At 35.6% G+C, this 24,908-nt stretch carries 24 protein-coding genes; 7 read left to right on the top strand and 17 right to left on the bottom strand.

Annotated features, from left to right (window positions below; genetic code table 11):
• Positions 1-97 precede the first annotated feature (97 nt).
• The 4 genes from AC57AW_RS11990 to AC57AW_RS11975 form a co-directional block, all read right to left on the bottom strand.
• Entirely contained in the window at positions 98-319 is a 222-nt protein-coding gene (locus tag AC57AW_RS11990; RefSeq protein ID WP_496352059.1) for a hypothetical protein, read from the bottom strand.
• A 138-nt stretch (positions 320-457) separates the two neighbouring features.
• On the bottom strand, positions 458-1,495 hold the full coding sequence (locus AC57AW_RS11985) for a peptidylprolyl isomerase (protein ID WP_318846180.1): 1,038 nt from the start codon (positions 1,493-1,495) through the stop codon (positions 458-460).
• An 81-nt stretch (positions 1,496-1,576) separates the two neighbouring features.
• Positions 1,577-2,089: an FKBP-type peptidyl-prolyl cis-trans isomerase gene (locus AC57AW_RS11980; protein WP_496352058.1), complete on the bottom strand. Its 513-nt coding sequence runs from the start codon at positions 2,087-2,089 to the stop codon at positions 1,577-1,579.
• Between the two features lie 205 nt (positions 2,090-2,294).
• Positions 2,295-3,365, bottom strand: coding sequence for a branched-chain amino acid aminotransferase (locus tag AC57AW_RS11975; RefSeq protein WP_318846181.1), 1,071 nt, complete (start codon positions 3,363-3,365; stop codon positions 2,295-2,297).
• 85 nt (positions 3,366-3,450) lie between these two features.
• Between AC57AW_RS11975 and mnmC2 the strand changes: the two genes are divergently transcribed.
• Positions 3,451-4,125, top strand: a complete 675-nt coding sequence (gene mnmC2 / locus AC57AW_RS11970; protein WP_496352057.1) for a tRNA (5-methylaminomethyl-2-thiouridine)(34)-methyltransferase MnmC2 — start codon at positions 3,451-3,453, stop codon at positions 4,123-4,125.
• Between the two features lie 128 nt (positions 4,126-4,253).
• A complete protein-coding gene (locus AC57AW_RS11965; protein ID WP_318846183.1) occupies positions 4,254-4,670 on the top strand; it encodes an NUDIX domain-containing protein in 417 nt (138 codons plus the stop codon).
• 21 nt (positions 4,671-4,691) lie between these two features.
• On the opposite strand, the gene AC57AW_RS11960 is transcribed toward AC57AW_RS11965, so the two are convergent.
• On the bottom strand, positions 4,692-5,396 hold the full coding sequence (locus tag AC57AW_RS11960) for a DUF4294 domain-containing protein (RefSeq protein WP_318846184.1): 705 nt from the start codon (positions 5,394-5,396) through the stop codon (positions 4,692-4,694).
• A gap of 51 nt (positions 5,397-5,447) precedes the next feature.
• Here AC57AW_RS11960 and chrP point away from each other — a divergent pair, with 51 nt between their 5' ends.
• Together chrP and rpe are read left to right on the top strand one after the other, a co-directional pair.
• Positions 5,448-6,521: a chryseobasin maturation metalloprotease ChrP gene (gene chrP, locus AC57AW_RS11955; protein ID WP_496352056.1), complete on the top strand. Its 1,074-nt coding sequence runs from the start codon at positions 5,448-5,450 to the stop codon at positions 6,519-6,521.
• A 108-nt stretch (positions 6,522-6,629) separates the two neighbouring features.
• Entirely contained in the window at positions 6,630-7,280 is a 651-nt protein-coding gene (gene rpe, locus AC57AW_RS11950) for a ribulose-phosphate 3-epimerase (RefSeq protein ID WP_318846185.1), read from the top strand.
• 218 nt (positions 7,281-7,498) lie between these two features.
• On the opposite strand, the gene chrI is transcribed toward rpe, so the two are convergent.
• Genes chrI through chrA form a run of 3 tightly spaced genes read right to left on the bottom strand, consistent with a single transcriptional unit; the run spans position 7,499 to position 9,342 of the window.
• Positions 7,499-7,984 carry a chryseobasin maturation helper ChrI gene (gene chrI / locus AC57AW_RS11945; protein ID WP_496352055.1) on the bottom strand — a complete coding sequence of 162 codons (486 nt, stop codon included), beginning with the start codon at positions 7,982-7,984 and terminating at the stop codon, positions 7,499-7,501.
• Between the two features lie 35 nt (positions 7,985-8,019).
• A complete protein-coding gene (chrH, locus tag AC57AW_RS11940) occupies positions 8,020-9,117 on the bottom strand; it encodes an MNIO family chryseobactin maturase (RefSeq protein WP_496352054.1) in 1,098 nt (365 codons plus the stop codon).
• 3 nt (positions 9,118-9,120) lie between these two features.
• The gene (chrA, locus tag AC57AW_RS11935; RefSeq protein ID WP_047422663.1) at positions 9,121-9,342 is read right to left on the bottom strand and encodes an MNIO class RiPP chryseobasin precursor ChrA; all 222 of its coding nucleotides are present in this window, start codon (positions 9,340-9,342) and stop codon (positions 9,121-9,123) included.
• Between the two features lie 235 nt (positions 9,343-9,577).
• On the opposite strand from chrA, the gene AC57AW_RS11930 reads away from it, so the two are divergent.
• Positions 9,578-11,425 (top strand): alpha-L-fucosidase, encoded by a 1,848-nt coding sequence (locus AC57AW_RS11930; RefSeq protein WP_496352053.1) that lies wholly within the window; start codon positions 9,578-9,580, stop codon positions 11,423-11,425.
• An 87-nt stretch (positions 11,426-11,512) separates the two neighbouring features.
• Here the strand turns inward: AC57AW_RS11930 and AC57AW_RS11925 are convergent, their stop codons facing one another.
• The 9 genes from AC57AW_RS11925 to AC57AW_RS11885 all read right to left on the bottom strand — a co-directional run bounded on the left by AC57AW_RS11925 (position 11,513) and on the right by AC57AW_RS11885 (position 20,434).
• Positions 11,513-11,929: a nucleoside-diphosphate kinase gene (locus tag AC57AW_RS11925; RefSeq protein ID WP_034687444.1), complete on the bottom strand. Its 417-nt coding sequence runs from the start codon at positions 11,927-11,929 to the stop codon at positions 11,513-11,515.
• A gap of 589 nt (positions 11,930-12,518) precedes the next feature.
• Entirely contained in the window at positions 12,519-13,445 is a 927-nt protein-coding gene (rsgA, locus tag AC57AW_RS11920) for a ribosome small subunit-dependent GTPase A (protein ID WP_318846189.1), read from the bottom strand.
• A gap of 197 nt (positions 13,446-13,642) precedes the next feature.
• Positions 13,643-14,725 (bottom strand): chorismate mutase, encoded by a 1,083-nt coding sequence (locus tag AC57AW_RS11915; protein WP_318846190.1) that lies wholly within the window; start codon positions 14,723-14,725, stop codon positions 13,643-13,645.
• Between the two features lie 401 nt (positions 14,726-15,126).
• On the bottom strand, positions 15,127-15,702 hold the full coding sequence (locus AC57AW_RS11910; protein ID WP_318846191.1) for a DUF8439 domain-containing protein: 576 nt from the start codon (positions 15,700-15,702) through the stop codon (positions 15,127-15,129).
• A 38-nt stretch (positions 15,703-15,740) separates the two neighbouring features.
• Positions 15,741-16,826 carry a DNA polymerase III subunit gamma/tau gene (dnaX, locus tag AC57AW_RS11905; protein ID WP_318846192.1) on the bottom strand — a complete coding sequence of 362 codons (1,086 nt, stop codon included), beginning with the start codon at positions 16,824-16,826 and terminating at the stop codon, positions 15,741-15,743.
• Between the two features lie 97 nt (positions 16,827-16,923).
• The gene (locus tag AC57AW_RS11900) at positions 16,924-17,556 is read right to left on the bottom strand and encodes a TetR/AcrR family transcriptional regulator (RefSeq protein WP_318846193.1); all 633 of its coding nucleotides are present in this window, start codon (positions 17,554-17,556) and stop codon (positions 16,924-16,926) included.
• Between the two features lie 6 nt (positions 17,557-17,562).
• Positions 17,563-18,819 (bottom strand): aminotransferase class I/II-fold pyridoxal phosphate-dependent enzyme, encoded by a 1,257-nt coding sequence (locus AC57AW_RS11895; RefSeq protein ID WP_496352052.1) that lies wholly within the window; start codon positions 18,817-18,819, stop codon positions 17,563-17,565.
• Between the two features lie 427 nt (positions 18,820-19,246).
• Complete coding sequence (locus AC57AW_RS11890) at positions 19,247-19,603, bottom strand: helix-turn-helix domain-containing protein (RefSeq protein WP_496352051.1); 357 nt, start codon at positions 19,601-19,603, stop codon at positions 19,247-19,249.
• 93 nt (positions 19,604-19,696) lie between these two features.
• On the bottom strand, positions 19,697-20,434 hold the full coding sequence (locus AC57AW_RS11885) for a LuxR C-terminal-related transcriptional regulator (protein WP_496352050.1): 738 nt from the start codon (positions 20,432-20,434) through the stop codon (positions 19,697-19,699).
• Positions 20,435-20,523: 89 nt separating this feature from the next.
• Here AC57AW_RS11885 and AC57AW_RS11880 point away from each other — a divergent pair, with 89 nt between their 5' ends.
• Together AC57AW_RS11880 and AC57AW_RS11875 are read left to right on the top strand one after the other, a co-directional pair.
• On the top strand, positions 20,524-21,171 hold the full coding sequence (locus AC57AW_RS11880) for a DUF1349 domain-containing protein (protein WP_318846197.1): 648 nt from the start codon (positions 20,524-20,526) through the stop codon (positions 21,169-21,171).
• Between the two features lie 743 nt (positions 21,172-21,914).
• A complete protein-coding gene (locus AC57AW_RS11875; RefSeq protein ID WP_496352049.1) occupies positions 21,915-24,905 on the top strand; it encodes a sensor histidine kinase in 2,991 nt (996 codons plus the stop codon).
• Positions 24,906-24,908 lie beyond the last annotated feature (3 nt).

The following is a 24,908-nucleotide window of genomic DNA, read 5'->3' as shown; positions in this document are numbered from 1 at the left end:
TTATCTTATTTCCATATTATTATAATGGAGAATATAAAAAAAGCCACCCCCTCCGGAGCAGCTCGTGATAACAAAGTTATCTTAACATCGTAAAAACTTATTCTTTAAACAGCCCCTTCATCATTTCTTCGAGGATCTTTTTGGTTTCTTCTTCAATCATATTTCCGGATTTCTCAACCATCTTTTCTCTGAAAGGTTCACAACAGGCTTTTATTCCGAAGCCTTCATCTGTTTTAATCAATTCCGGATGCAGACTGTGTTCTTCACACACTTCTGACTCAATTTCTTTTTTTATGAGGTCGTAATTCAGATCAAACATATTTTATTTTGTTTCTTATAAGTGTTGGGTAAAGATAGAGGTAATTGATATTTGCCGAAATCCGTATTTCTACGGTATTTATACAAACAAAAAAAACCGTCCCTTTCGGAACGGTTTTCATATCTTAAAAAGATTCAATTATTTTACTTTTACAAGCTCAACATCGAAAACTAACCAAGAGTTTGGTGGGATCACTCCTCCTGCTCCTCTTTCTCCGTAAGCCATTGCGGGCGGGATCAATAATGTAGCAGCTTCACCTTCTTTCAACAATAGGATACCTTCATCCCATCCTTTGATTACTCTTCCCATTCCAATTGGAATTTCGATCGGCTCATTTCTCTTGAATGAAGAATCGAACTCAGTTCCATCTACCAATTTACCTGCATAGTGTACAGATACATTATCACCAGCTTTTGGAGCTTTACCGTCAGCTGTTTTTGTGATTTTATAGTAAAGACCTGATTCCGTTTTTTGCATACCAGCTTTTAAGTTTTCAACTAATTTCTCCTGGTTAGCTTTGAATTCTTCTTCTTTTTTCTTCTTTTCAGCTTCTTCTTTAGCTAAAAAAGCCTTATTGTTTTCTGCGATCTTCGCTTTTCCTTCGTTGAAAGTTTTAGCTGCATCGTAGTGCTTATACTCATCACCTTTACCAAAAACAGAAACTTTTTCTAAAACGATATCTGTTTTAGGCTTATCCTGAGCTCCTTTTTCAACGTTAGCAATAGCATCAATTACGTCATTTCCTTTTACCACTTTTCCGAAGATCGTGTGTTTTCCATCTAACCAAGGTGTAGCAACTTCAGTGATGAAGAACTGAGAACCGTTTGTATTAGGCCCTGAGTTTGCCATAGAAAGAATACCTTTTCCTGTATGTTTAAGGTCATTTCTTTCGTCCTCGAATTTATATCCAGGATCACCTGCTCCCGTTCCTTTAGGATCACCTCCTTGGATCATGAAATCTTTGATTACTCTGTGGAAAATAGTTCCGTCATAATAAGGAACTCCTTTAGCCTTAGCTTTGTTGTCGATTTTCCCTTCTGCAAGACCAATAAAGTTGGCTACAGTTACTGGTGCTTTCTTGTCTTCAAGCTTCACAATCAAATTACCTTTTGTGGTTTGAAGATTGGCATAAAGCCCGTCATTAAGACCTTCGTAAGTTTCTTTGTCTACGTTCATTTTTTTATAAATTGGGGTACAACTCATCAGCGAGATACTTGCCGCTGCCAGAATTATATTCTTGTTAAACAATTTCATGTATTATAGAGCTTTTAATTTTATGATTAATGGAATGTCGTTATCTATTTTCTTTTCGTCTCCGAAAGTTCCGTAAGCCAAAGAAGATGGCACCAAAAGCGTTACTTCCTCTCCATCATGTATAAAACGCAAAGCGTTCTCCACTGCCCTCAGTTCATCAAAGTGCCCGAATCTGGCATCTCTTCTTTCAAAAGACTGGTCATAAATTTTAGTCTGGTCAAAATCATACAGATCATAAGAATAAGAAATCAAAGTTTCATCTTTCCTTCTTTCTCTCTGATCATAACCTTCCGCCGTTACCCAGTAATTAAGCTGCGTAGGATAAAACTTCACAGACTGGCCATTGATCCAATCCTGAATCTGGCCTCTTTCTATGGTATTCAGATTTTTCATCCTGTTTTTAGAAACATCCAGGTCTTTTTGGCTTAAAACACCGCCTATCGGAGGATGGGCCGTCTGTGTATTTCTGTTGCAACTCAACAGGCTAATGGCTGATATGAAGAGTATTTTTTTCATAAACTTTTGCGAAAATACACATTTCGCGAATCAATTACAAAACTTGACACAGAAATATGTGAATGTAGAAATCTATCAATCTACTCATAAAACCGGACAGCTGGCTGAATTCCGTCATTAAAAGTAATTCATATATTTTATACGAATACATAAATACAAAAAAAGCCGGGAAAAACCCGACTTTTATATAGTTTATTTAAAAACATTAAACTGTTTCCAAAGCGTGATCTACTATAACTCTCCATCCGAAAGGATCTTCAGTAAGGTTATTTTGCAAGTCTACCAAATCTTTCTTAAGGATAGCAGCAAAGCTTTCTTCATCAGATAATCTTGGAAGTTCCAGTTTCACACCCTCATATCCTAAAGCCTGGAACTGAGTGGTTACCACTGCTGTACCTACTCCCCATACTTCTTTAAGAGAACCATTCTTCAAAGCTTCAATAACTGTTTTCACAGGAATTGGCTCTATTTTCACTTCAATTCCTCTTTTCTTAGCTAACTGAATGAAGCTGTCTCTTGTAACTCCATCAAGAATTTTCTCAGAAGTTGGTGGTGTATAAATTGTATCGTTGATTCTTACAAATACGTTCATTGTACCACTCTCTTCGAAATATTCGTGAGTAGCATCATCCGTCCAGATGATTTGCTCATATCCTTCTTCGATCGCCAATTGCGTAGGATAGAAAGAAGCCGCATAGTTACCCGCAGCTTTTGCAGAACCTACTCCTCCGTTTGCCGCTCTTGAATAGTGATCTGAGATTTTTACAGATACCGGCTCAGAATAATAGCTCTTCGCTGGTGTTGCAACGATTGCAAACATATATTTATTAGATACTCTTGCTTTCAAAGCTTCCTCTGTAGCAAAAATCAATGGTCTGATATAAAGAGACATTCCCTCCCCCTGTGGAATCCACTCTCTGTCGATATCTACCAATGCTTTTAATCCGTCTAAAAACATTTCTTCAGTTACTTCCGGCATAGCCAAACGTTTTGCTGACTTATTGATACGTTCAAAATTCTTTTCAGGCCTGAAAAGTAAAACCTGCCCGTCTTTGTCTTTATAGGCTTTCATACCTTCAAAACAAGCTTGTCCATAGTTTACGCCCATCATAGCAGGTGTAAATGGTATTGGACCGTAAGGAACTAATTTTACATCACCCCATTTTCCATCTTCATACTCACAAATAATCATATGATCAATGAAAGTACCACCAAATGAAAAATTGTTAGGGTCAAATGTAGAAATTCTGGAGTTTTCAGTTTTTTGAATTATCATTTTTTAAAATTTTTACGATGTTCTACAAATTTAACATAATTTTCTAAATATAAAAATTTTAGAGTAAATTTGACAAAAAAATAGCTTGAAAAGAGAGATTAAGACCACAAACGATGGAAGTAAAACATTGTTTATCAATGAATTAAATGAAAACTACCATTCTCACCATGGAGCACTTCAGGAAGCAGAACACGTGTTTATTAAAAATGGATTGAATTTAATAAATGATTGCGAAATTAATATTTTAGAACTCGGTTTTGGAACAGGTTTGAATGTTTTAGTAACAATTAATGAATATTTAAAAACTGACAAAAATCATGTCATTAATTATTTTTCTCTTGAAAAATATCCCATAAATGAATCCGAAGTTAAGGATTTAGCTTATTTTGAACATTTTGACAACCCTGAGTTTAAAAATATTTATCAGAAAATTCATCTGGCAGATTGGGAAAAGTCAGTAGAAATCATTAGTGGATTCAACTTAAAAAAGATAGAATGTGATTTTTTTGACCTAAAAGACATTGATTTGCCCAAAATCAATCTTGTTTATTTTGATTGTTTCGGCGCCAGAGTACAGCCTGATCTTTGGGAAAAACCACTATTTGAACTGGTTTCTGACAAAATGGCCATTAACGGATTATTAACCACCTATTCTTCTAAAGGCAGTGTAAGAAGAATTCTTCAAGAACTGAACTTCCACGTAGAAAAAAAACAAGGACCTCCGGGAAAGAGAGAGATGATCAACGCTGTTAAGCTGTAAGATTATAATAAGGTCATCATTAAAAAAGTAAAGAAACAAATTATATAACGGCTAATTTACAACTTGCTTTTTCGCTATTTTGCCCAAAATTCCTTACATTAGCTATACAAATATTATACATTATATATATGATAGATAAGATCAACATTAGAGTGTATGCGTGTGCGGTAAAAGATAAACAGGTACTGACCTTATTTGAAGAATATGCCGGCGAACCTTTAATGAAATTTCCGGGTGGCGGATTAGAATATGGTGAAGGAGTATTGGAGTGCCTGCATCGTGAATTTGATGAAGAGCTGAATGTACAGATCAATATCCTGGAACATTTTTACACTCAGGAAAACTTTCTGGTTTCCCGTTTCAAAGAAAATGAGCAGCTTCTCACCATCTATTATATAGTAGATATAGTGAATGAGGAAGATTTCATTATTATGGATCCCTGCATTGAAAAAACAGAATGGATTGATATAGACAGACCAGACAATCCTTTTCCTCTTCCGATAGATAAGATTGTATTTGATAAATTAAAAGAAAAATTCCTGTAAGTATTCTTACAGGAATTTATATTATTTCTTAACTTTAAAATCGCTTGCTCCCGGATAAGGCTGCAGATACCCTGAGTTCCAATTGGACTGAAGCAATGACTCTACAAATTCATCAGTTCTGTTTTTGTGTGGATCATATTGTTCTTTAAGATCAATATCAGCCATTTTACCTTTTACATTCCACCAGAAAGCACTCCATCCGCCTCTCAGTTCTTTGATGATTTCAAATACATTTTTTCCGGTAGCCCTGTTCATCAGCTTTGCAAAAACCTGCCCCTCGGTAGTAGTAAGATCTCTCAGTTGTTTTTCATACTGATCTGCCAGCATATTCTGTCTTTCTCTTACAAATTTTCTTTTAGCCTTACTGTCCATATCATTCATATCCTTTTGGATATCTCTGTACTGCTGTAATGCAGTAACAAATAGTGGATATACTCTGTACAGCTTTTTATTCAGAAAATAATAATAGTTTTTATCCAGTTGATTATTAAATCTCGGTTTATTAACCAAAATCAACTCGTCTAATACAACTACAGGCTCGCCATTGATTTCATAAATCTTGACTTTTTGCTGTTCGTCATAATAATATTTATTACCAAATTCATCCGTTTTCAAGGATTCAGCTGGATATTGATTGAGTGGTTTTGCCACTACACCATCCTTTTGGCCAAAAACACTGACTCCAAAAAAGAAAATAAAAAGGCAGACAATCTTACTAAAATTCATTATTTTTACACTTATAAGAACAAAAATTAAACGCAAAAATCATTCCTTTTTATGAAATTTGAAAAGAAATCTTTGAAATTTTTAGAAAAATATTTAAACACTTCATCTCCAACAGGTTATGAACATAAAGGTCAAGAAGTCTGGATGGACTACATCAGACCTTATGTGGACAAAATAGAAATAGACCATTATGGAACCTGCTACGGGATCATCAATCCGGAAGCTGAATTTAAAGTAGTGATAGAAGCACATGCTGATGAAATCTCCTGGTACGTCAACTATATTACGGATGACGGATTAATCTATGTAATCAGAAACGGAGGTTCTGATCAAACGATTGCCCCTTCAAAAGTTGTGCATATTCATGGAGAAAACGGAATCGTAAAAGGAGTATTCGGATGGCCTGCCATTCATACAAGAACAAATCAGAATGAGCCTACTCCTAAAATAGAAAACATCTTCATAGACTGTGGCGCTACTTCTAAAAAAGAAGTGGAAGAAATGGGAATCTTTGTAGGATGTATGATTACTTACCCGGACGAATTCTTCGAAATGAACGACAGATATTTTGTCTGCAGAGCACTGGACAACAGAATCGGAGGTTTTATGATTGCAGAAGTAGCAAGACTTTTAAAAGAAAATAAAAAATCGATCCCGTTCGGGCTGTATATTACCAATTCTGTACAGGAAGAAGTAGGTTTATACGGTGCAGATATGATTGCTGATACCATCAAACCGAATATTGCCATTGTAACTGATGTTACCCACGATACTACGACTCCGATGATTGAAAAGAAAAAAGAAGGAGATCAGAAATGTGGTGCAGGTCCGGTAGTATTCTTTGCTCCAAGTGTTCACCACACCATCAGAGAATTGATTATTGACACAGCAAAAACAAAAAAAATACCTTTCCAGAGAGCAGCAGCAAGCAGAGCTACAGGAACTGATACTGACGCTTTTGCCCATTCCAACGGCGGGGTACCAAGTGCTTTAATTTCCTTACCTTTGCGTTATATGCACACTACGGTAGAAATGGTATCTAAGGAAGATGTAGGTAATGTCATCAAGCTTATCTATGAAACAGTCCTTAAGATCAAGCCGGAAATGAAACTGAAATATCATTAATTGAGATTTCAGATATAAGACATCAGACACAAGACTCAAATGACTGCATACTTCTGCTCTTTAAAAATCTGAGATCTTATATCTAAATAAAAAGTATAAAAAGTAAAAATGAAAACGAAGCTTATTGCTCCATCCCTTTTATCTGCAGACTTTGGGAATCTGCAAAGAGACATTGAAATGCTGAATAATTCTCAGGCCGACTGGTTCCACATTGATGTAATGGACGGCCGTTTTGTACCCAACATTTCATTTGGCTTTCCGGTAATGAAAACTGTTCAGCAGCATGCCAAAAAATTTGTAGATGTTCACCTGATGATTGTGGAGCCTGAGAAATATGTTGATGAATTCATCGATCATGGTGCAGACCTTATTTCAGTTCATTATGAAGCATGTACACATCTTCACAGAACCATTCACCACATTCAGAGTAAAGGAGTAAAAGCAGGTGTTGTTTTGAACCCATCTACTCCGGTATTAATGCTTGAAGATATCATTGCAGATGTAGATCTGGTATTGTTAATGAGTGTAAACCCAGGATTTGGAGGACAGAAATTCATTGAAAATACTTACAAAAAGATTGCTGAAACCAAAGATCTGATCTTAAGCAACAACTCTACAGCGCTTATCGAAATAGACGGCGGTGTGAATCTTGACAACGCTTCTAAGCTTTTTGAAGCTGGAGCTGATGTTCTTGTTGCAGGAAACGCTGTTTTCTCGGCAGAAAGCCCTGAGAGAACTATTGAGCTTCTAAAGATTTAATAAATATCTTTATCATAAAAACAAAAGGCAGCCAATGGCTGCCTTTTCTCTTGCTTGGAATGAAGTCTTCTTGGTTATAAATTTTTTTTCAACATTTTGAAAATGTTAAAACGTTGTTTTGTCTTACTAACAATACAAAGATCTGAATTAAACCTTATGCATTCATCCGTAGAAATACTGAATCTGTCATTAAGTATTTCTACCTATTTCAAGTCCTTTTACACTTCCCTGTCCCAAATACAGGCACAGACTACAAAAATGATGGAAATAACGGAGAAAACAGTTCTTATGTTGTTCAGTAAATTCCATCTGTTTTCGAAATTATCACGCATCTGCCTGACTGCTTCCGTTGTAGAGCTGGAAATATCAAATGTATCAAGAGCGTCATTCATCGGAACATTCCCGGCAACCGTGACTCCGAAAACCCCGATCAGGTAAGCCAGTGCTGCTAACAGGAGAAAAATAAAAACAGGCTGATGTCCGCGGAACAAAAAAGCAGATACCGGAAGGAGAATCGCTGTTCCCATAAAACTTATAAAGAAAACAGGGTTTAGAATTTCCCGGTTGATGCTCTGCATAGCTTTCAGATATTCCGTATCAGAAAGTTTTCCCAACCCGAGAACTACAGAACATGAATAAGCATAGAAAAGTCCTCCTATCAAAGCAGTGAGGACAGCGGTAATGATCAATACTAGTGTTGTCATTTTCATATATTTTGATTTTGGTTATCAGGATAGAATTAATATGGATTCCATTTTTTAATGATATTCTGGGCTGTAAGAATCATTTCGGGGTCCCAATTCTCTGTTTTAAAATAATGAAAATCCTGATTTTTGATGTCCCCAGCTCCTGCCCCATCAAAAAGAAGCCTGGTAAGCCTCGATTGCTCTTCAAACAAAGTCAGATCTTCTAAAGGTTTTTCCGGAAGCTGTATTTCCCGCTTGCTCCAGTTGCTCTTTTCCCTTTCTTCCCAATCTGAAGTTTCGATTATCGTTTTAACTTTATTGAAATCATTCAGGAAATTTTCTTTATCATCTTCTGCTTTCAGCGTATGTCCAAGCCTTTCAATAATAAGATATTCCAGATTTTGACACTTTGCTAAAACAGAGGGCAAAATAGAAAATATCTCTTCAGGAATAACATCATCATGGGTATCTCTCCTGACCTGCTTTTTCCCATACACACTCTTCTGCCAGCTTCCTCCAGAAAGATGAATCTCTTTTACCTTATCCAATGGGTACAGATCAATTATTTCCTGCATTTCTACTTCAAAATTACAGGATTGGCAGTAAATATTATGAAGATCGAGAATCAGAAAGCCATTGGTATTTTCCGTAAGTTGGTCAAGAAACACTCCTTGCTCTTTAATATCATCAATTGAAAATGAAAAAGCCAGATTTTCTATACCAACAGGGATATTCACAGCCTCCTGAAGCCTGTGCAGTCTGTCTTTTCCTATCTGTAAAGTTTGGGGATGCAGAGATACCGGTAATGGCACTCCCTGATGAAAATTTTCAGTATTCATGAAACCAAAATGTTCCGTGATATGATTGTATCTCCTTAGATTGACTTCTTCTTTTAGCTTCTGCAGCCAATCTTCCTGTCTTTCTGTCCATCTTGCATCAAACAGGGAATAATAAACACCATGTCCTATCAAACGGTTATTTTCCGCATAAAAGTTCAGCAAATCACGAAGCCAATCCGGTTCATTAGCATGGTAAAGGGTATCAAAAGACCATTCCAGAACATCAATAGCGTTGTTCTGCAGCAATGGCAAGACAGCAGAAACAAAATCAGCTTCTGCCATCATTGATATTCCTAACAGTGGTTTATTCATCTTTTATCCCATTCCACACGCCGGACAGCCATGGCCACGAAGTACAAGCGTATCCTTTTTTACGATTGGCTTAGGAGTTCCCGGTTTTTTCTTTTCAACGGTATCGGGTGTTGTTGCTCTCTTTACTTTTTTTACAGGCTTTTTAGTTTTAGCTTCAGGTTTAGTACTCTGTGCAGAGACTCCTACCGCCAATAAACTTGCCATTAATACTACTGGGATTTTCATAATCGCTTTTTTCAAATAAAATTTACAATAAACGTTCCATTTATCTAATTCAATAGATTCAATCTTTTATTTTAAGTTTAAATTACCTGAAGATGGTTTTTTGTTTGGATTTTGGTTTAAATCATAAAAATACAATAATAAAGGAAACGCTTTGATAATTATTATGAGTAAATATCAAGAAATTATTGCAATACTGTTTACTTTATTTATATTTAGTGGTAAAATAAAACTATATATGAAAAGCAGTCTGATTAAAGCTGTTTTCCTCGGATTGGTATTGTCTGCTTACCATACCAATGCACAGGTTCAGACAGTTGACAACAGCAGGAAAATGGAATGGTTTAAAAATGCCAAACTGGGTATTTTTATTCATTGGGGAATCTACTCTGTGAATGGAATTTCCGAATCGTGGTCATTTTTCAACAATTATATCAATCACGAAAATTACATGAAACAGCTGAATGGTTTTTCAGCTTCAAAATATCAGCCAGAACAGTGGGCAAAACTGATTAAGGAATCCGGAGCAAAATATGCTGTTATTACAACCAAACATCATGACGGAGTTTCATTATGGAATTCTAAGGCTGAAAATGCAACTACTATTCCCGGGCAGTCTTTGGCCAAAAAAGATGTTTTAAGTCCTTTTGTTTCCGCTCTGAAAAAATCTGGATTAAAAACAGGGCTTTACTTCTCTTTACCAGATTGGAGCCATCCTTATTATGACATTAACACCCGGACAAAAAAACGGTACGAAATAAAAGACGACCCGAAAAGATGGCAGAATTTCATCAGCTATTATCAAAGCCAGCTTAATGAACTTTCTTCTCAATACTCGCCTGACCTCCTCTGGTTCGATGGAGACTGGGAACATACTTCTGAAGAATGGAAAGCTTCTCAGACGCTGGATCTGCTTAAGAAATACAATTCTGATATCATCATCAATTCAAGGCTTAATAATCATGGAGATTATGATACTCCTGAACAGGGAATTCCGGTAGTTCCACCACAAAATCCATATTGGGAACTTTGCTATACCATGAATGATTCCTGGGGTTATCAGCCTTATGATAAAAGCTATAAAACACCCAATATGATCGTAAGAACTCTGGCAGACGTGATCAGTATGGGAGGAAATCTTCTGCTTGATATCGGACCCAAATCAGATGGTACGATTCCCGAAGAACAGATTGAAATTCTGAAAAATCTTGGCCGCTGGACCTCCAAAAACCAGCAGGCCATTTATGAAACAACCCGTGGAATTCCTTTTGAAAATTATAAAGGAAAATCTTCTTTATCCAGCACAAAAAAGTCCTTATTTCTTTATCTGGAGGAAGCCAAAAACTTCACAAAGATCTATGGATTGGGAACAAAGCCTCTTTCAGCAAAAATAATAGGAGATCCTTCGGCTGTCATCAAAACAGATTACAATACTGAAAAAACACTGACATTGAATTTTTCCAATGTAAAATTTGACCAAGATGTCACCGTTGTAGAACTAACTTTCGAAACTCCACCTGTATTTTTGAAGGATTTCAAGGAGAAAGAGCGTTCTCTCAATGAAATTCTGGATAATAAAAATACACAGGAAGCGGTTTACAATATAGCCAATGCGTTATATAACGGTCATAATCTGCCAGCTTCTTCAGGTCTTACCAGTGATGGTCTTACTATGACAATCAAGAAAACACCTAATACCAACCAGGAAGCCCTGCAATGGATAAGCAAGCATTCGGAATCTCTTTTTGAAACTGAAAAAGGATTACCGGATGGTCATTATTCCGGAATGAGTGCGTTATCAAAAGACAAACAGACCCTCTATCTTTTTGTAGAAGGAACTCCTACAGGCCCTATTGCCCTTAAAGGAATAAAAAGTGAGATTGCAAGAATTAGAGTTGTGGGTGAAGGCACAATCCTCTCACACACGATTTACAACAAGCTTTACTGGAGCTCCCGGCCTGGAATCATTTACATTGATATTCCTAAGGAAAAGTTTGACAAGCAAATGACCGTCATTGCTGTTTTACTAAACAAACCTATTGAACTTTACCGAGAAAATATAGGCGCCATTGAAAACAATCTTTAATGGGAGTAAAGTTGATACACCTTGCCATCATAAAAAACAAAATCCGGAGAAAATTCTCCGGATCTTTTATTTTGTAAGATAATCTTTTTAGAAAATCTCTCTTCCTGAAAAATGGAACTGAGCTTCGATTAATGCATTTTCATCAGAATCTGAACCGTGAACAGCATTTTCTCCGATGCTTCTTGCAAACATCTTTCTGATTGTACCTTCAGCTGCTTCTGCAGGGTTAGTAGCACCGATTAATGTTCTGAAGTCTTCAACTGCATTGTCTTTTTCTAAAACTGCAGCAACGATAGGACCAGAGCTCATGAATTCTACCAACTCACCATAAAATGGTCTTTCAGCGTGTACTTCATAGAATTTTTTTGCATCAGCAACGGTAAGCTGAGTTAATTTTAAAGCTTTGATCTTAAAACCTCCTTCAGCAATCTTACCCAATATAGCACCGATATGTCCGTCAGCAACTGCATCAGGCTTAATCATAGTGAATGTAATGTTAGACATAAATGTATATTTTTTTAATGGCGCAAAATTACAAAAAATATCTTTGATTTTTATTTTAATTTTTTTTTAACATAAAAATAACTTTTATTAAGAAATTGTGAACCAACCTTTGGCACAGTAATTGTTTATTCTATTGCGATTCTCATGTTTAATTTGAGTTTTCATGGTTATTAGTTTTTACCCAGCTTCGGCTGGGTTTTTTATTTTTAAAAAACAGGGCTATTTTTTATTAATTTCATAATTTTAAAAGCCATATAAAAGCATATTTAATAATTTCATTGCTTTCACTTCAATTAATGAAATATTCACTTTTCCTGAAATACTATTTTCCAAATGAATGAAAATATGCCAAAAGTGGAGTTATCTGCCAAGACAGACATGCCAAAAAGTAGAGTTATCTAAAAACAGATTTTTTTTCGTTAAAAATCAAAAAAAAATAATTCATAAAAAACTGGAAGCTAACCAAAAAGGTAAATCTGATCTTTAAAAACGATGTGAGAAAATATTATTTTGATGTTGTGACAATAGAAAATGTACAGATTGTCCGAATTAATCTGCAGCTGTAATAATATAGTAAATTGATGTATACTTATTTCTGAGAAGCTTCTTCTGCTTCATCCATCAATTTAATGTAAGTAGAATAACGTGAATGTTGTATTTCACCTGTTTCAAGTGCGTCAAGAACGGCACACTTCGGTTCATTCACGTGAAGGCAATTGTGAAATTTGCACTCTTCTCTCTTTTTGAAAATCTCCGGGAAGTAATGCTGTACTTCTTCTTTTTCAATATCAATCATGGCAAATTCACGGACACCAGGGGTATCGATAACGTTTCCGCCAAAATCCCAGAAGTGCATCTGTGCAAAAGTTGTTGTGTGTTTTCCTTTCAGGTGGGTGTCTGAAATTTCGGATGTTTTTAAATTCAATCCTGGCTGTAACGCATTTACTAAAGTAGATTTTCCACAACCGGAGTGCCCGAAGAATACGGAGGTTCTGTCTTTAAGGATTTCTTCCAGCTGATCAAGATTCAGTCTTGAATAGGATGATATTTCCAGTGTCTGATATCCAATTTCCTGGTAGAGGAACTCAATGTCTTTTACAATTTCAATTTCTTCCTCATGAAGAACATCAATTTTATTAAAAAGAATCAATGGTTTAATATTATAAGCTTCACAGCATGCCAGAAATCTGTCCAGGAATCCTAAGGATGTTTCAGGATGTTTCAGGGTAAAGATAAAACATGCCAGATCAATATTGGAAGCAATAATATGGGCTTCTTTTGAAAGGTTTACTGATTTTCTGATCAGGTAATTGGAACGGGGTTCAATTTTTGTAATCCAGGCGATATCATCCTGTTCCAGCTGAAACTCAACAAAATCTCCTACAGCAAGTGGATTGGTAAGTCTTGTTTTTATCAATTTGAATTTCCCCCTGATCCTGGCCTCGAAAATTTTATTTGTTTCCAATTCCAAAACCTGGTACCAACTGCCTGTAGATTTAATGATTTTTCCTTTCATAGATAATGCTGGTGCAAATATAAGGAATTAGGGCTTAGAATTCAGTAAATAGGTTAAAAACACATGTTTCAATTCTCCTACATCCTGAGGTCTAAGCCCTAATTAATATTTATTGCCGGAAACTGGTAATCGTTTTCAGGAATTAAATCAAATTCTATTTATCCTAAATCCTAATCCTCTTACCCGTTATCTGCCGTTTATCTCTTATCGATCATAATGCTATTCTGAACTTCAATAGATTCTTCGTGAATCGCTTTGAAGACCTTTTCAATAAATTCATGAGACATTCCTGTTTCTTTTGCTTTCTGATTGGCGTATTCTGTGATTACTTTCCAACGTTCCGGCTGGAAGATCGCAATGTCGTTTTCCTTTTTAAGTTTACCAATCTTTTCAGAAATTTTCATTCTTTGTGAAAGAAGTTCAATTAACTGGAAGTCAAGATCTGAGATTAGAGTTCTGTGTCTTCCCATCTCTCCTTCAAAACCTGCAAGATTAGAGCTTCTTACTTTCAGATTACCAATAAGGTCTGCAAGAACCTCCGGAGTAATCTGCTGAGAAGCATCACTCCAAGCTTCATCAGGGTTGCAGTGCGACTCAATAATAGCACCCTGGTATCCTACGTTAAGAGCTTCCTGTGTGATATCAGCAAGACCGGTTCTGTTTCCGCAGATGTGTGACGGGTCTATCAACATTGGGATATTCGGAAACTGGCTCTTGAAATCAAGGGCAATCTGCCAGTTCGGGTTGTTTCTGTATTTTGTTTTCTGGTAAGTTGAAAATCCTCTGTGAATTACTCCAAGGTTTTTAATATCCTGACCTAAAAGTCTTTCCAATGCTCCAATCCATAATGCAAGATCCGGATTCACAGGGTTTTTCACGAATACAGGCTTATCTGTTCCTCTTAAAGCCATTGCAATTTCCTGTACCGTAAATGGGTTCACTGTAGAACGCGCTCCGATCCAAAGAACATCCACATCTGCTTCCAGAGCGGCGAACACGTGATGTGCATTAGCAACTTCGGTAGCAGTTTTGAAACCATATTCTTCTTTTACTTTTTTTAGCCAGTTCAAACCGATCACTCCTACTCCTTCGAAACCGTTTGGTTTGGTACGAGGCTTCCAGATTCCTGCACGGAAAACTGACACATTGGCATTGGATTCTTTAATTCTCCTTGCAGTTTCAAGCATCTGAGCTTCACTTTCCGCACTACATGGTCCCGCGATCATTAGAGGCTGTGTAAGCCCATCGATCCACTCATTTTTCAAATCATTTAAATTCATATTCTAAATTTTATTGTTTTTTTTATATAATTTTTTCGTTGACAGCAATAGCCCTTTGGATTATAAAATTTAATTTATAATTCTTTTCAAAAAATGCCGTTCAAAAATTTTTAAAGGAATCAGGAAAATAATAGGGCTCTACTTCTCCTGTATTTTTTGGAAAGAAATTCAGTTAACAGTACCAATAAAATCGGTAATACGTTCTGAAATTTCTATAATAAGAAGCAGAAAAACTAAAATAACCGCTAAAAAAGTAATTAGCGGGTGCAAAAAAAGACAGATATGTGTTAGTCAATTTTTCCATTTTATTCTAGAAATGCCTTTGTTTTAGCTTTTCTGGTTGTAATTTGTTCTTGTTGAAAACATATTTTCAACAGAAATATTTGACAAATATATAAAAATTATGTCAAATCAAACTTCATTAAATCATCAAGATCTTTTAAAAGTGGATTTTTTTCGATCAGTTTTTCAAACATTTTTCTTTTTGTTACCACTTCAATCTTCAGATTTTCAACGTCTCTGACGTATTCTATCTCAATCATATGGTTTTGAATTTTTCTTTTAAAATGATTAAAAAATTCTCCACTTATTTTATCAAATTCTACTTTGGCAGAATCTGAAGGGAATAAAACTTTGATTTTATTTTCGTCAGCTTTTATTAGCTTGAAGGTTTTTACTGCGTTAAAAACAAAGTTATTTTTTACCTGAAGCTGTTTCAGCATAATTTTCCATTCCATCTGCAGATCTGTATCTGTAAAATGGTTTTGAGGAAGGTTTTCAGTTTTCGCAACAATTGTTTCTGTTGTTTCCACTTTATCTTCTTTATTCAGGAAAGAATTGATGCTGAAGCCCGAAGAGATTCCCGGTCTTGATAATGGTTTGGTTGTCTTCGTTACTGGAGTTTCCTCTACTTTTTCTGAAGCTGCAGGCTGTTGTTCTGCCTTAACTTCTTTTTTCTCCGGAGTTTTTTCCGGCATCTTCACCTCCTGTTTCTCACTAAGAAACGGAGCTAGAATCAGGAACTTTTTTTTTTAGTATCGCCTAAATTAGCTGTCAGTGAAGCCAGCTGCATTAATGCAATTTCAACCGTAAGTCTTGGGTTTTTTGAATTCTTATAATTAATATCTGCATGGTTGCAGATTTCAATACCATCAATCAGCTGTTGGGCGGCCCACTTCTGTCCCTGCTCTATAAATTTGGATTTTGTCTTCTCTCCCACTTCAATGAGATCGATAGTAGAAGTATTCTGCGCCATCATCAAGTCTCTGAAATGATTTCCTAATCCGGCAATGAAAATATGGGGATCAAATCCTTTTTTCACAATGTCATTGAACGCGAAAAGCATTTCAGGAATTTTATTTTCCTTGGCAAGATCTACGATATTGAGGTATTGATCATAATCCAGAATATTTAATACTTCGGCTGCTTTTGCCAGCGTAATATTTTTCTGGGAGAATGTAGAAAGCCTGTCGAAGATAGAAAGTGCATCTCTTAGTGCACCATCAGCTTTCTGAGCAATCAGATACAATGCATCGTCTTCGTACTGAATATTTTCTTTCTGGGCTATATTTCTCAAATGATTTTGAATGTCTTCAATGACAATTCTTTTAAAATCATAGATCTGACAACGGGATAAAATTGTGGGAATAATTTTATGTTTCTCCGTAGTCGCCAAAATGAAGATTGCATGGGCAGGCGGTTCTTCCAGGGTTTTAAGGAATGCATTGAAAGCGGCAGAAGACAGCATATGAACCTCATCAATAATATACACTTTGTATTTACCAACCTGAGGTGCAAATCTTACCTGATCTATCAGTTCCCTGATATCATCTACGGAGTTATTGGATGCTGCATCCAGCTCATAGATGTTATAAGCAAAGCCATCTTCTGAAACCGAGCCATCTTTCTCATTGATCTTTCTTGCCAAAATCCTTGCACAAGTAGTTTTACCCACACCACGAGGGCCGCAAAAAAGTAATGCCTGAGCTAACTGACTTTCTTCAATTGCATGTTCTAAAGTATCCGTAATATGGGATTGTCCTACAACCGTATCAAACTCCTGAGGACGATATTTTCTTGCAGATACTATAAAATTTTCCATTGGTCAAAAATAAGAAATATAGTTTTAATTTGAAAATTAAAAGTTTTCAAATATCAACAAAAACGTATTTCTGTTTAAATCGGAAAACTTTTAACCTCTACTTCTTTTTGCTGTATGCGAAGTCAATCAGTTCAACAATAGCCCCTTCAATCTCTTTTCTTCCATCTTCAGTTTTCAGATCAATACCACAAAATTTATTGGCATTATATCCTGTATAAAGGTTAAGATAGTAAGCTCCAGAAACAATCAGAGCCATAATTGCTCTATGTCTTGTTGCCACACCATCTCCGAAATAAGGATCTGAAATATTTCCAAACAAAACCTCCCCTACATCTTCACGCTGTTCAACCAATTTTTTAAGAATAGGCTTGCTTTCTGAAAGCTCCCAAAGAATAATTTTCTGAAGTTCTTTATTTTTCTTCAGGTTTTCGAACTGATTAAGTACAACCATTTTGGTAAGTTCATGTCCGCCGTCGGAAAAATCCATATCGACGTCCTGATTCACCTGACTCCAGTAATCCTGAGATTTGATATATTCATCGATCAGTTTATCTGTACTTCCAAAGTACTCATAGATCAATTTTTTATCAAATCCGGCCACCGCAGCAATTTTACTTACTTTTAATCCGGAGTATCCTTTTACTCTTAAAATTTTACCAACTGCAGCAAGCAGTTTTTGCTTTGTTTTTTCTTTGTCCCTAATGGGGCCCTGCACTACTTTTCTAGGCATAATTTATTATTTTTTTGCAATATGCAATTTTTTATTAATATCATCAAACGCGTTCAGCGTTTTGTCGAGATGTTCTTTTTCGTGTCTGGCAGTCACACTCATCCTTATACGTGCATCTTTTCTTGGTACAGCCGGGTAAAGAATCGGGTTGGTATAGATTCCTTTTTCTATTAGTAGTTTTCCGGCCTCTCCTGTTACATAAGGATCTCCAATTTTTACGGGAATAATTGCGGAGCAGGTAACTCCCGTATCCAATCCTAAATCGTCAAGACCTTTTTTGAAGTAATTGATATTGTTCCAGAGTCTTTCTCTCCAGATAGGTTCTTCGTCTATTAAATCAATGGCTTTAACAATTCCTGCTGATGATGGTGGAGCTGTTGCTGAGAAAATCTGCTGACGGGATTGGAATCTGATAAATGCTGCTATTTTTTTATCGGCAATGACATATCCTCCAAGGTTACCAAACGTTTTACTGAATGTTCCTGTGATGATGTCTACTTTATCAAGCAATCCGGCCTGTTCCAAAGTACCTCTTCCTGTTTCTCCAAGGATACCGACACCGTGTACGTCGTCTACCATTAGAAAGGCATTATACTTTTTCACAAGATTGTAGATCTCTTTAATATGGGAGGTATCACCATCCTGGGAATACACTCCGTCCACAATAACGAGTTTCGTACGGTACAGATTTTCAGATACCTTCAAAATGTGTTCCAAAGATTCCAAATTATTGTGTGGAAATGTTTTTTTATTGGTAAAAGCACATCCTTCGTGTACACTGGCATGCACTGCCATATCTAAAATAGCCAGATCTTCTTTCTGCATTAAGCATTGTAAAGAAGCGCTGTTGGCTGTATAACCGGTGGTAAATACTACGGCTTCATCTTCTGTTCTTTTAAAAAAACTGGAGATTTTTTTTTCTAAGGCATTGTGGTAATCAAAATATCCGCCGATAAGAGGAGTAGCTCCTGTTCCTGTACCATATTTTTCGATTCCTTCAATAGCAGCTTGTTTTACTTTTGGGTGCTGCGTAAATCCTAAATAATCACTTGATACAAAACTAACAAATTCTCTGTTTTGGTTTGCAATATTTACATTCAGTATTGCATTGGTTCCTGAAGTATTCTTCAGTCTGTAATTCATGTGTCCATTAGACTTTACATAGTCTAAATATTCATAAAAAATTTCAGCCCTTTGAGCCATATCATTATCTGGTATATTCTCAAAGTCTTTAATAGTTGCTGTTGTGAAATTGATGCTCATCCTTAATCTTGTTTGTTGTGGTTTAAAAGAAACAAATATATAACTATTTAGAGGGCATAAACGCCTGCATTAAGATTAAATATTATTAAAGACACAATAATTTATTCTTATTATCTGGTAACCAAACTATTTTATATATCTGTATCTTTTTAACATTTTCTTCCTATTGAATTAATTAGTTTTTTCTTACCTAAATTTAATAAAAAAAGTAAACAATAAAGAAATATTAATATATAAATAATAAAAAAAGGCGCTTATTTTTTACAACCATCTCATTTATAAAAGATTATTTACTACTTGTTTTCTCGTAATTATTCACTGAAACATGCATTATAACAAAAACCTGGCAGGATTAAATCCCTACCAAGAGAGGAAATTCGTCACAAGTTCCCTGTCACAGCAATTTTAAAGAAATAAAATAGGCAGGCTAAAGTTTGTTTGATTTTCTGAATTCTCCAGGAGTAAAGCCGGTCATTTTTTTGAAAAATTTTGAAAAATTGGATGGATCGTAAGTAAAAATACGGGCAATTTCTGCTACAGACTTATCGGAATTGATAAGCATCTTTTTAGCCTGTTCAATAATTTTGTCATCATAAAAATAGCAGGGATGCTGTCCGGTTTCTTTTTTAACCGTATCGGTGAGATGTTTATGAGAAACAGCAAGTTCTCCGGCAATTTCGTTTAGTTCCATAAAATCCGGAACGGTCCCGGAAATAACCTCCTGTATATGGGTGTCCAAAAAGGTAAAATACTGACGGGTAATTTCTTCACTTCTTTTCATCATGTAGTGTTCTTGCTAATCCGTATTCAAGGTATAAATTTAATCATAACATCCAAAATAACATGGTGGACTTTTCGGATATTTAAAGTGGAAAAGTTAATAAAAACTATCTTTGAAAGCTTGTGTAGAATTTTTCACTTTCAGTTTTTCCAGAATATTCTGCCGGTGTCTGCTTACGGTATTGATACTAATAAAAAGCATATCAGCAATTTCCTTACTGGCGTAGCCCTCCCCTACAAATTTTAAAACTTCCAGTTCTCTTGGGCTCAGAATATTTTTATAATCAAGTTTATCTTTTACAACCACTTCTCCTTTTACTGTATTAATAATCATAAAATCAGGAACAGCAGATGAAGTCAGGGCAAGATTATAAAGACAGAGCGCTAGCCTCAGCCTCCCATTGGAAGGTGAGTACACATAAAACATACGGTGTTTTACCCAGCGGTACTCTTCATTTTTATCTTTCATCCTGATTTTTGACAGTACACTGTATTCTGTGCGCTGTTCCATATCCATAGTCCCCAGCAGTTTGAAAAAACGAAGTTCATGGATATATTTCTTTACCCGGTCATCGGGATGAATCTTTTTCAGCATCTCTTCTTCCCAGATTGAATCTATTTCTGTGGGGTTTTCACCTGTGGTCAGTCCAAGTTCTTCAGCCGCTGCAGACTTATAAATATAGCTTTTATTCGCCTGCATATCGCTCAATACACAGATTGCCCCTTCCATCTGTGAGTAAGCAAACGCTCTCTGTTTATAGACTTCTATATCAAGCATGCATTTTCTGGAGGCGTTATCGAGTAATTGATCGCTGAGCTGTTCACGGATTTCCATAATGGTTATTTATCAGTATTGACGTGATTAGGGTTTAATCATACTTTTGCTAAAATAATAATTTACCTTTAGAATTTATCCAAAAGAGAATGAAGAAATTGATTTTAGGTTTTTGTACCTTATTCCTGATTCAAAAGCTTTCTGCGCAGAGCCTGGAGAAAATGACCTGGTTTAATGAGCCTGAAAAATGGGAAATCAAAAATAACAGCCTTTCGATGTTTGTTACCCCGCAGAGTGATTACTGGAGAGTTTCACATTATGGATTTACAGTAGATGATGCTCCGTTTTACTATACTACGTATGGCGGTGAATTTGAAGCAAAAGTAAAAATCACAGGCAATTATAAGGCCCGGTTCGACCAAATGGGACTTATGCTGAGAACCGATAAAGAGCATTACATCAAAGCCGGAGTGGAATTTGTAGACGGCAAATATAACCTCAGCACTGTTGTGACTCACAATAAAAGTGACTGGAGTGTCATAACATTAGAAAAAACACCTCCTGCGGTATGGATAAAAGCAGTAAGAAGGCTGGATGCTGTGGAGATATTTTATTCTTTTGATGATAAAAATTACATCATGATGCGGAATGCTCCTCTTCAGGATAATACTCCTGTAATGGTTGGGTTAATGGCCGCCTGCCCTGACGGACAGGGATTCAATGCTGTTTTTGAAAACTTCAAAGTAAAACACCTGCCTGATGAGCGCAGACTGAAGTGGCTTGAAAACAATAAATAATGATTGAATTACACTTCAATATACAATCAGTTTAATTCGCCTCCCGTATTTATGGGAGGTTTTTCTATGTTTAAAAATGGATTTTTTGAATCGGAGAATAAAAAAGAGGCTTACTTTTGATGCAGCCTCTTTTGTTTTTGAGATAAAACCGTTTGTGTTCTTAGAATCATTATTTATACAATAAATCTTCTTTAATCGTTGTGAAAATATTTTTGCAAAAATATGAATATTCATAAGCCTTAACAAAGATATCATGTAGAATTAACCTCAGTTTTTTGTCAAACTTTTACTACAAAAAGCAATTAAATCTCACTAAAAACCATTCCTCAGGAAATCTTTAAAAAAATACAAAAGCATAAATATTCTTTATTTATGAAATCCTAAAACAAATCACAAGTTCGGTACAGCACTGAGATTTATAAAAGGTATTTCAAAATGAATCCGGTATAAATTTATCACTTATTATTGAAATATTATAATGTTTCAGAAAATTTCATGTACTCTATCGTCAGCAAACCATTATAAAACTTACACAAAACAGATTTTAAGATACTGATTTATCGCCATAATTTCACTATTTTTACACGATCAAAAAATATAAAACACAAAAGACCTGAAAACTTCAATGATAAAAATTTATTTTCAATCGTTCCCACCCATTAAAAAAGCTTTGACTTGTACAAATACTATTATTAACCGTCTTTTGCATTAGTGCAGAAGATATAGATCAGTTTTGCACATATATGAGAGTTTGGGCATTTATATTTGCTTTCATCTATTTAAACATTTACGGACAGAGCCATACTTCTACGTGGTACAATATAGACAATGGACTTCCACAAAGCAGTGCAAAGGCTATTGTTAAAGATAAATATGGTTTCATCTGGATTTCCACAGAGAACGGGCTTGTACGGTATGATGGAAGTTCGTTTATTACTTTTAATAATTTCAAAGCAAACAATGTTCATTTCGGGGAATTTATTGGGGATCCGACTCTGGACAGTATTACAGTTCTCAATAATTTTCAGGAGAATAAAATCATCATTAAAAACAGATTTCCAAAAATTTCCAGCCTCACCAAGAGTGATAAAATGACTTTTTCCAATGGCAATACTATTGTACAGCGGATTGCCAATAATATTATAACATCAAGCTTCTATAATGATATTCATTATTTCATACAGCTTAAAAACTCAGCCTATTATTTTACAGAAAAAAATTACATTATCTATAAAGAGGGGAAAAAGGAAACAAAAATAGCAATCCCTTTTACCAATAAGAATCTGAATAATCTTTTTATTCTGAATGATACTCTTTTTATTAATGATCTGAAAAAAAGGAAAACCTATACTATTTATAAAGGACAGCTTTCTGTTTCTGAAGAGCCTACACTTTTTAATCACCCGGACACTAAAATCTATTGGCAGCAGATAACCAATCAGACTTTTATCATCAATCATGATAATATTTATATTTTAGAAGGTAACGAAAAGAATCTCCGCTTAAAATTTCTCGTTAAGTTTGAGGAAATAGGCAATCACTCCTACTGCTCTATGTTTTTTGATAAAGACTTCAATAAGCTCTATCTGGGAACACTTAATAATGGGCTTAATGTAATTAAGCTCACCAATTTTTATATTTCAAAGAAAGAAGCCGATTTTTCCAACAATGTGTATTACGCTTCTCTCCCATTCAGTAAAAGTACAATCATTGCAGAGGACGGAACAGAATTCGGGAAAAACGGCATTGTCAATAAACACCTGTTCGGGTGTAATGACAATTATCTGATGATGTATGACGACTCCGAAAACATTCTGATCAGAAAAAGAAACAGCATTATCAGGTACTACAAAAATTCAGGATACAAAAAGAAGGATTCTACTTTTATCAGCAATGGGTTTGAAAGTTTCATGAAAAGCGGAAATCTTTATGGGACTACATTTACTGATCCTTTGGGTACTCAACTTCGTCTTTATAAAAAAGATCTGTTTACCTCTCCGGATTTCACTTATAATTTTAAAAGTTTTGTCAATATTTTTTTCCAATACAATGACCACGAAATTCTGACCGGTAATAGTGACGGTCTGTATTCGATAACACTGGGAAACAATACAATAACTCCAATAATCAAAAATATTCATGTTAAAAGTATTTTCAGGACAAGGGATAATCTGATCTGGGTTACTACGAATAAAGATGGGTTTTATCTTTTCAAAAACCACAAACTCATCAAAATGCCGAATGACAGGAATGGCTACCTGCAATCTGCTCATTATATGCTTGAAGATCAAAAGGGAGCTTACTGGATTTCTTCCAACAATGGCCTTTTTAAAGTTCCTAAAAAGCAATTGCTGCAATACGCAGAAAACAGAAAAACCCCGGTTTTTTATTACCGTTTTACCAAAAGAGACGGTTTCCTGACGAATGAATTCAATGGCAGTTCGGAGCCTAATGCCTATGCTTTGGAGAATGGAGAATTTGTATTCCCGTCTATGGACGGCTTTGTGTTTTTCAACCCGGCCAATATCCGGACTTATTATCCGGAAAGAAATAAGATCTACATTGAAAGGGTAAAAATTGGAAATTCTGAACCTCAGTCTTTTCATGAGACCCTTGATTTAAAGAATGATTATAAAACTGCAGATGTTTTTATTGATATCCCCTATTTTTCTAACCCGGAAAACCTTTATATCGAAGGAAAAATATCGGGAAAGGAAAATACCGGGTGGGAGCAGATTGCAACAGGAAACGAACTAAAATATACCATCAGCAACCTTTCTCCGGGTGAATATACGCTCAGTATAAGAATTCTTATTTCTCCGGATGGAAAGTATGAGGAAAAGACCATCCGATTCAATATTCAGCCTCTTTTCTATCAGACTTTATTATTCAGAGTGTCTGCTTCTGTTATTATACTGATTATCATCATTATCATTGTACAGCTGACTACCAACTTTTTAAGAATAAAAAATAAAGCATTAAAGCAAATTGTCCGTAATAAAAATTCTGAACTGAAAGAAACCTCTCTTCACCTTGAACTGGTGAAAGGCAACCTGCAAAAAGAAACGGAATATCAGAAAAAACTGGTGGAAACCATCAGTCATGACATTACTACTCCTATCCGGTTTATAGCCATGCTTTCCCAGAAACTTCACGAGTCTGATGATCTTGAGCTTCAGAAGAAATATTTTGACAGTATTTATAAATCTTCGGAACAGCTTTATCAGTTTACTCTGAATTTAAAAGAATATACAGAGCTTTACAAAGCGGAGAATATTTTTGAAGAAAAGGAATATCCCATCAACAGAATCCTGGAAATTAAGAACAGGCTATTCTGTGAAATTGCCAAAGAAAAGGGAACAACAATTACCCAACTTACTGAACATACTGTGTATTCTAAAGTGAACGAAAGTATTTTAACCGCCATTATTCATAACATTCTTGATAATGCCGTTAAAAATACCTTTGAAGGGAATATAAGTCTGAATATTACAGAAAACCAACAAAAATCCACAATCATAATTGCTGATACAGGAACCGGAATGTCTGCAGAACAGATTGCCATTTATATGAATCTGTTTAGAAATCCCAGGCTGGAAACTCCCAGCTTCAAAGGAAAAGGGCTTGGTCTGCACATGGTCATCCATCTGGTAAAAAAGATCAACGCTGAAATTAATTTCAGCCAAAACCAACCCACAGGAACGGTTGTGGAAATAATACTCAAAAAAAACTAACCT

The sequence above is a fragment of the Chryseobacterium sp. BGA-UO-ETr-SB22 genome, from assembly GCF_059567885.1.
The sequence above is the reverse complement of the archived record's forward strand: the minus strand, read 5'-3'. Positions and strand labels throughout refer to the sequence as shown.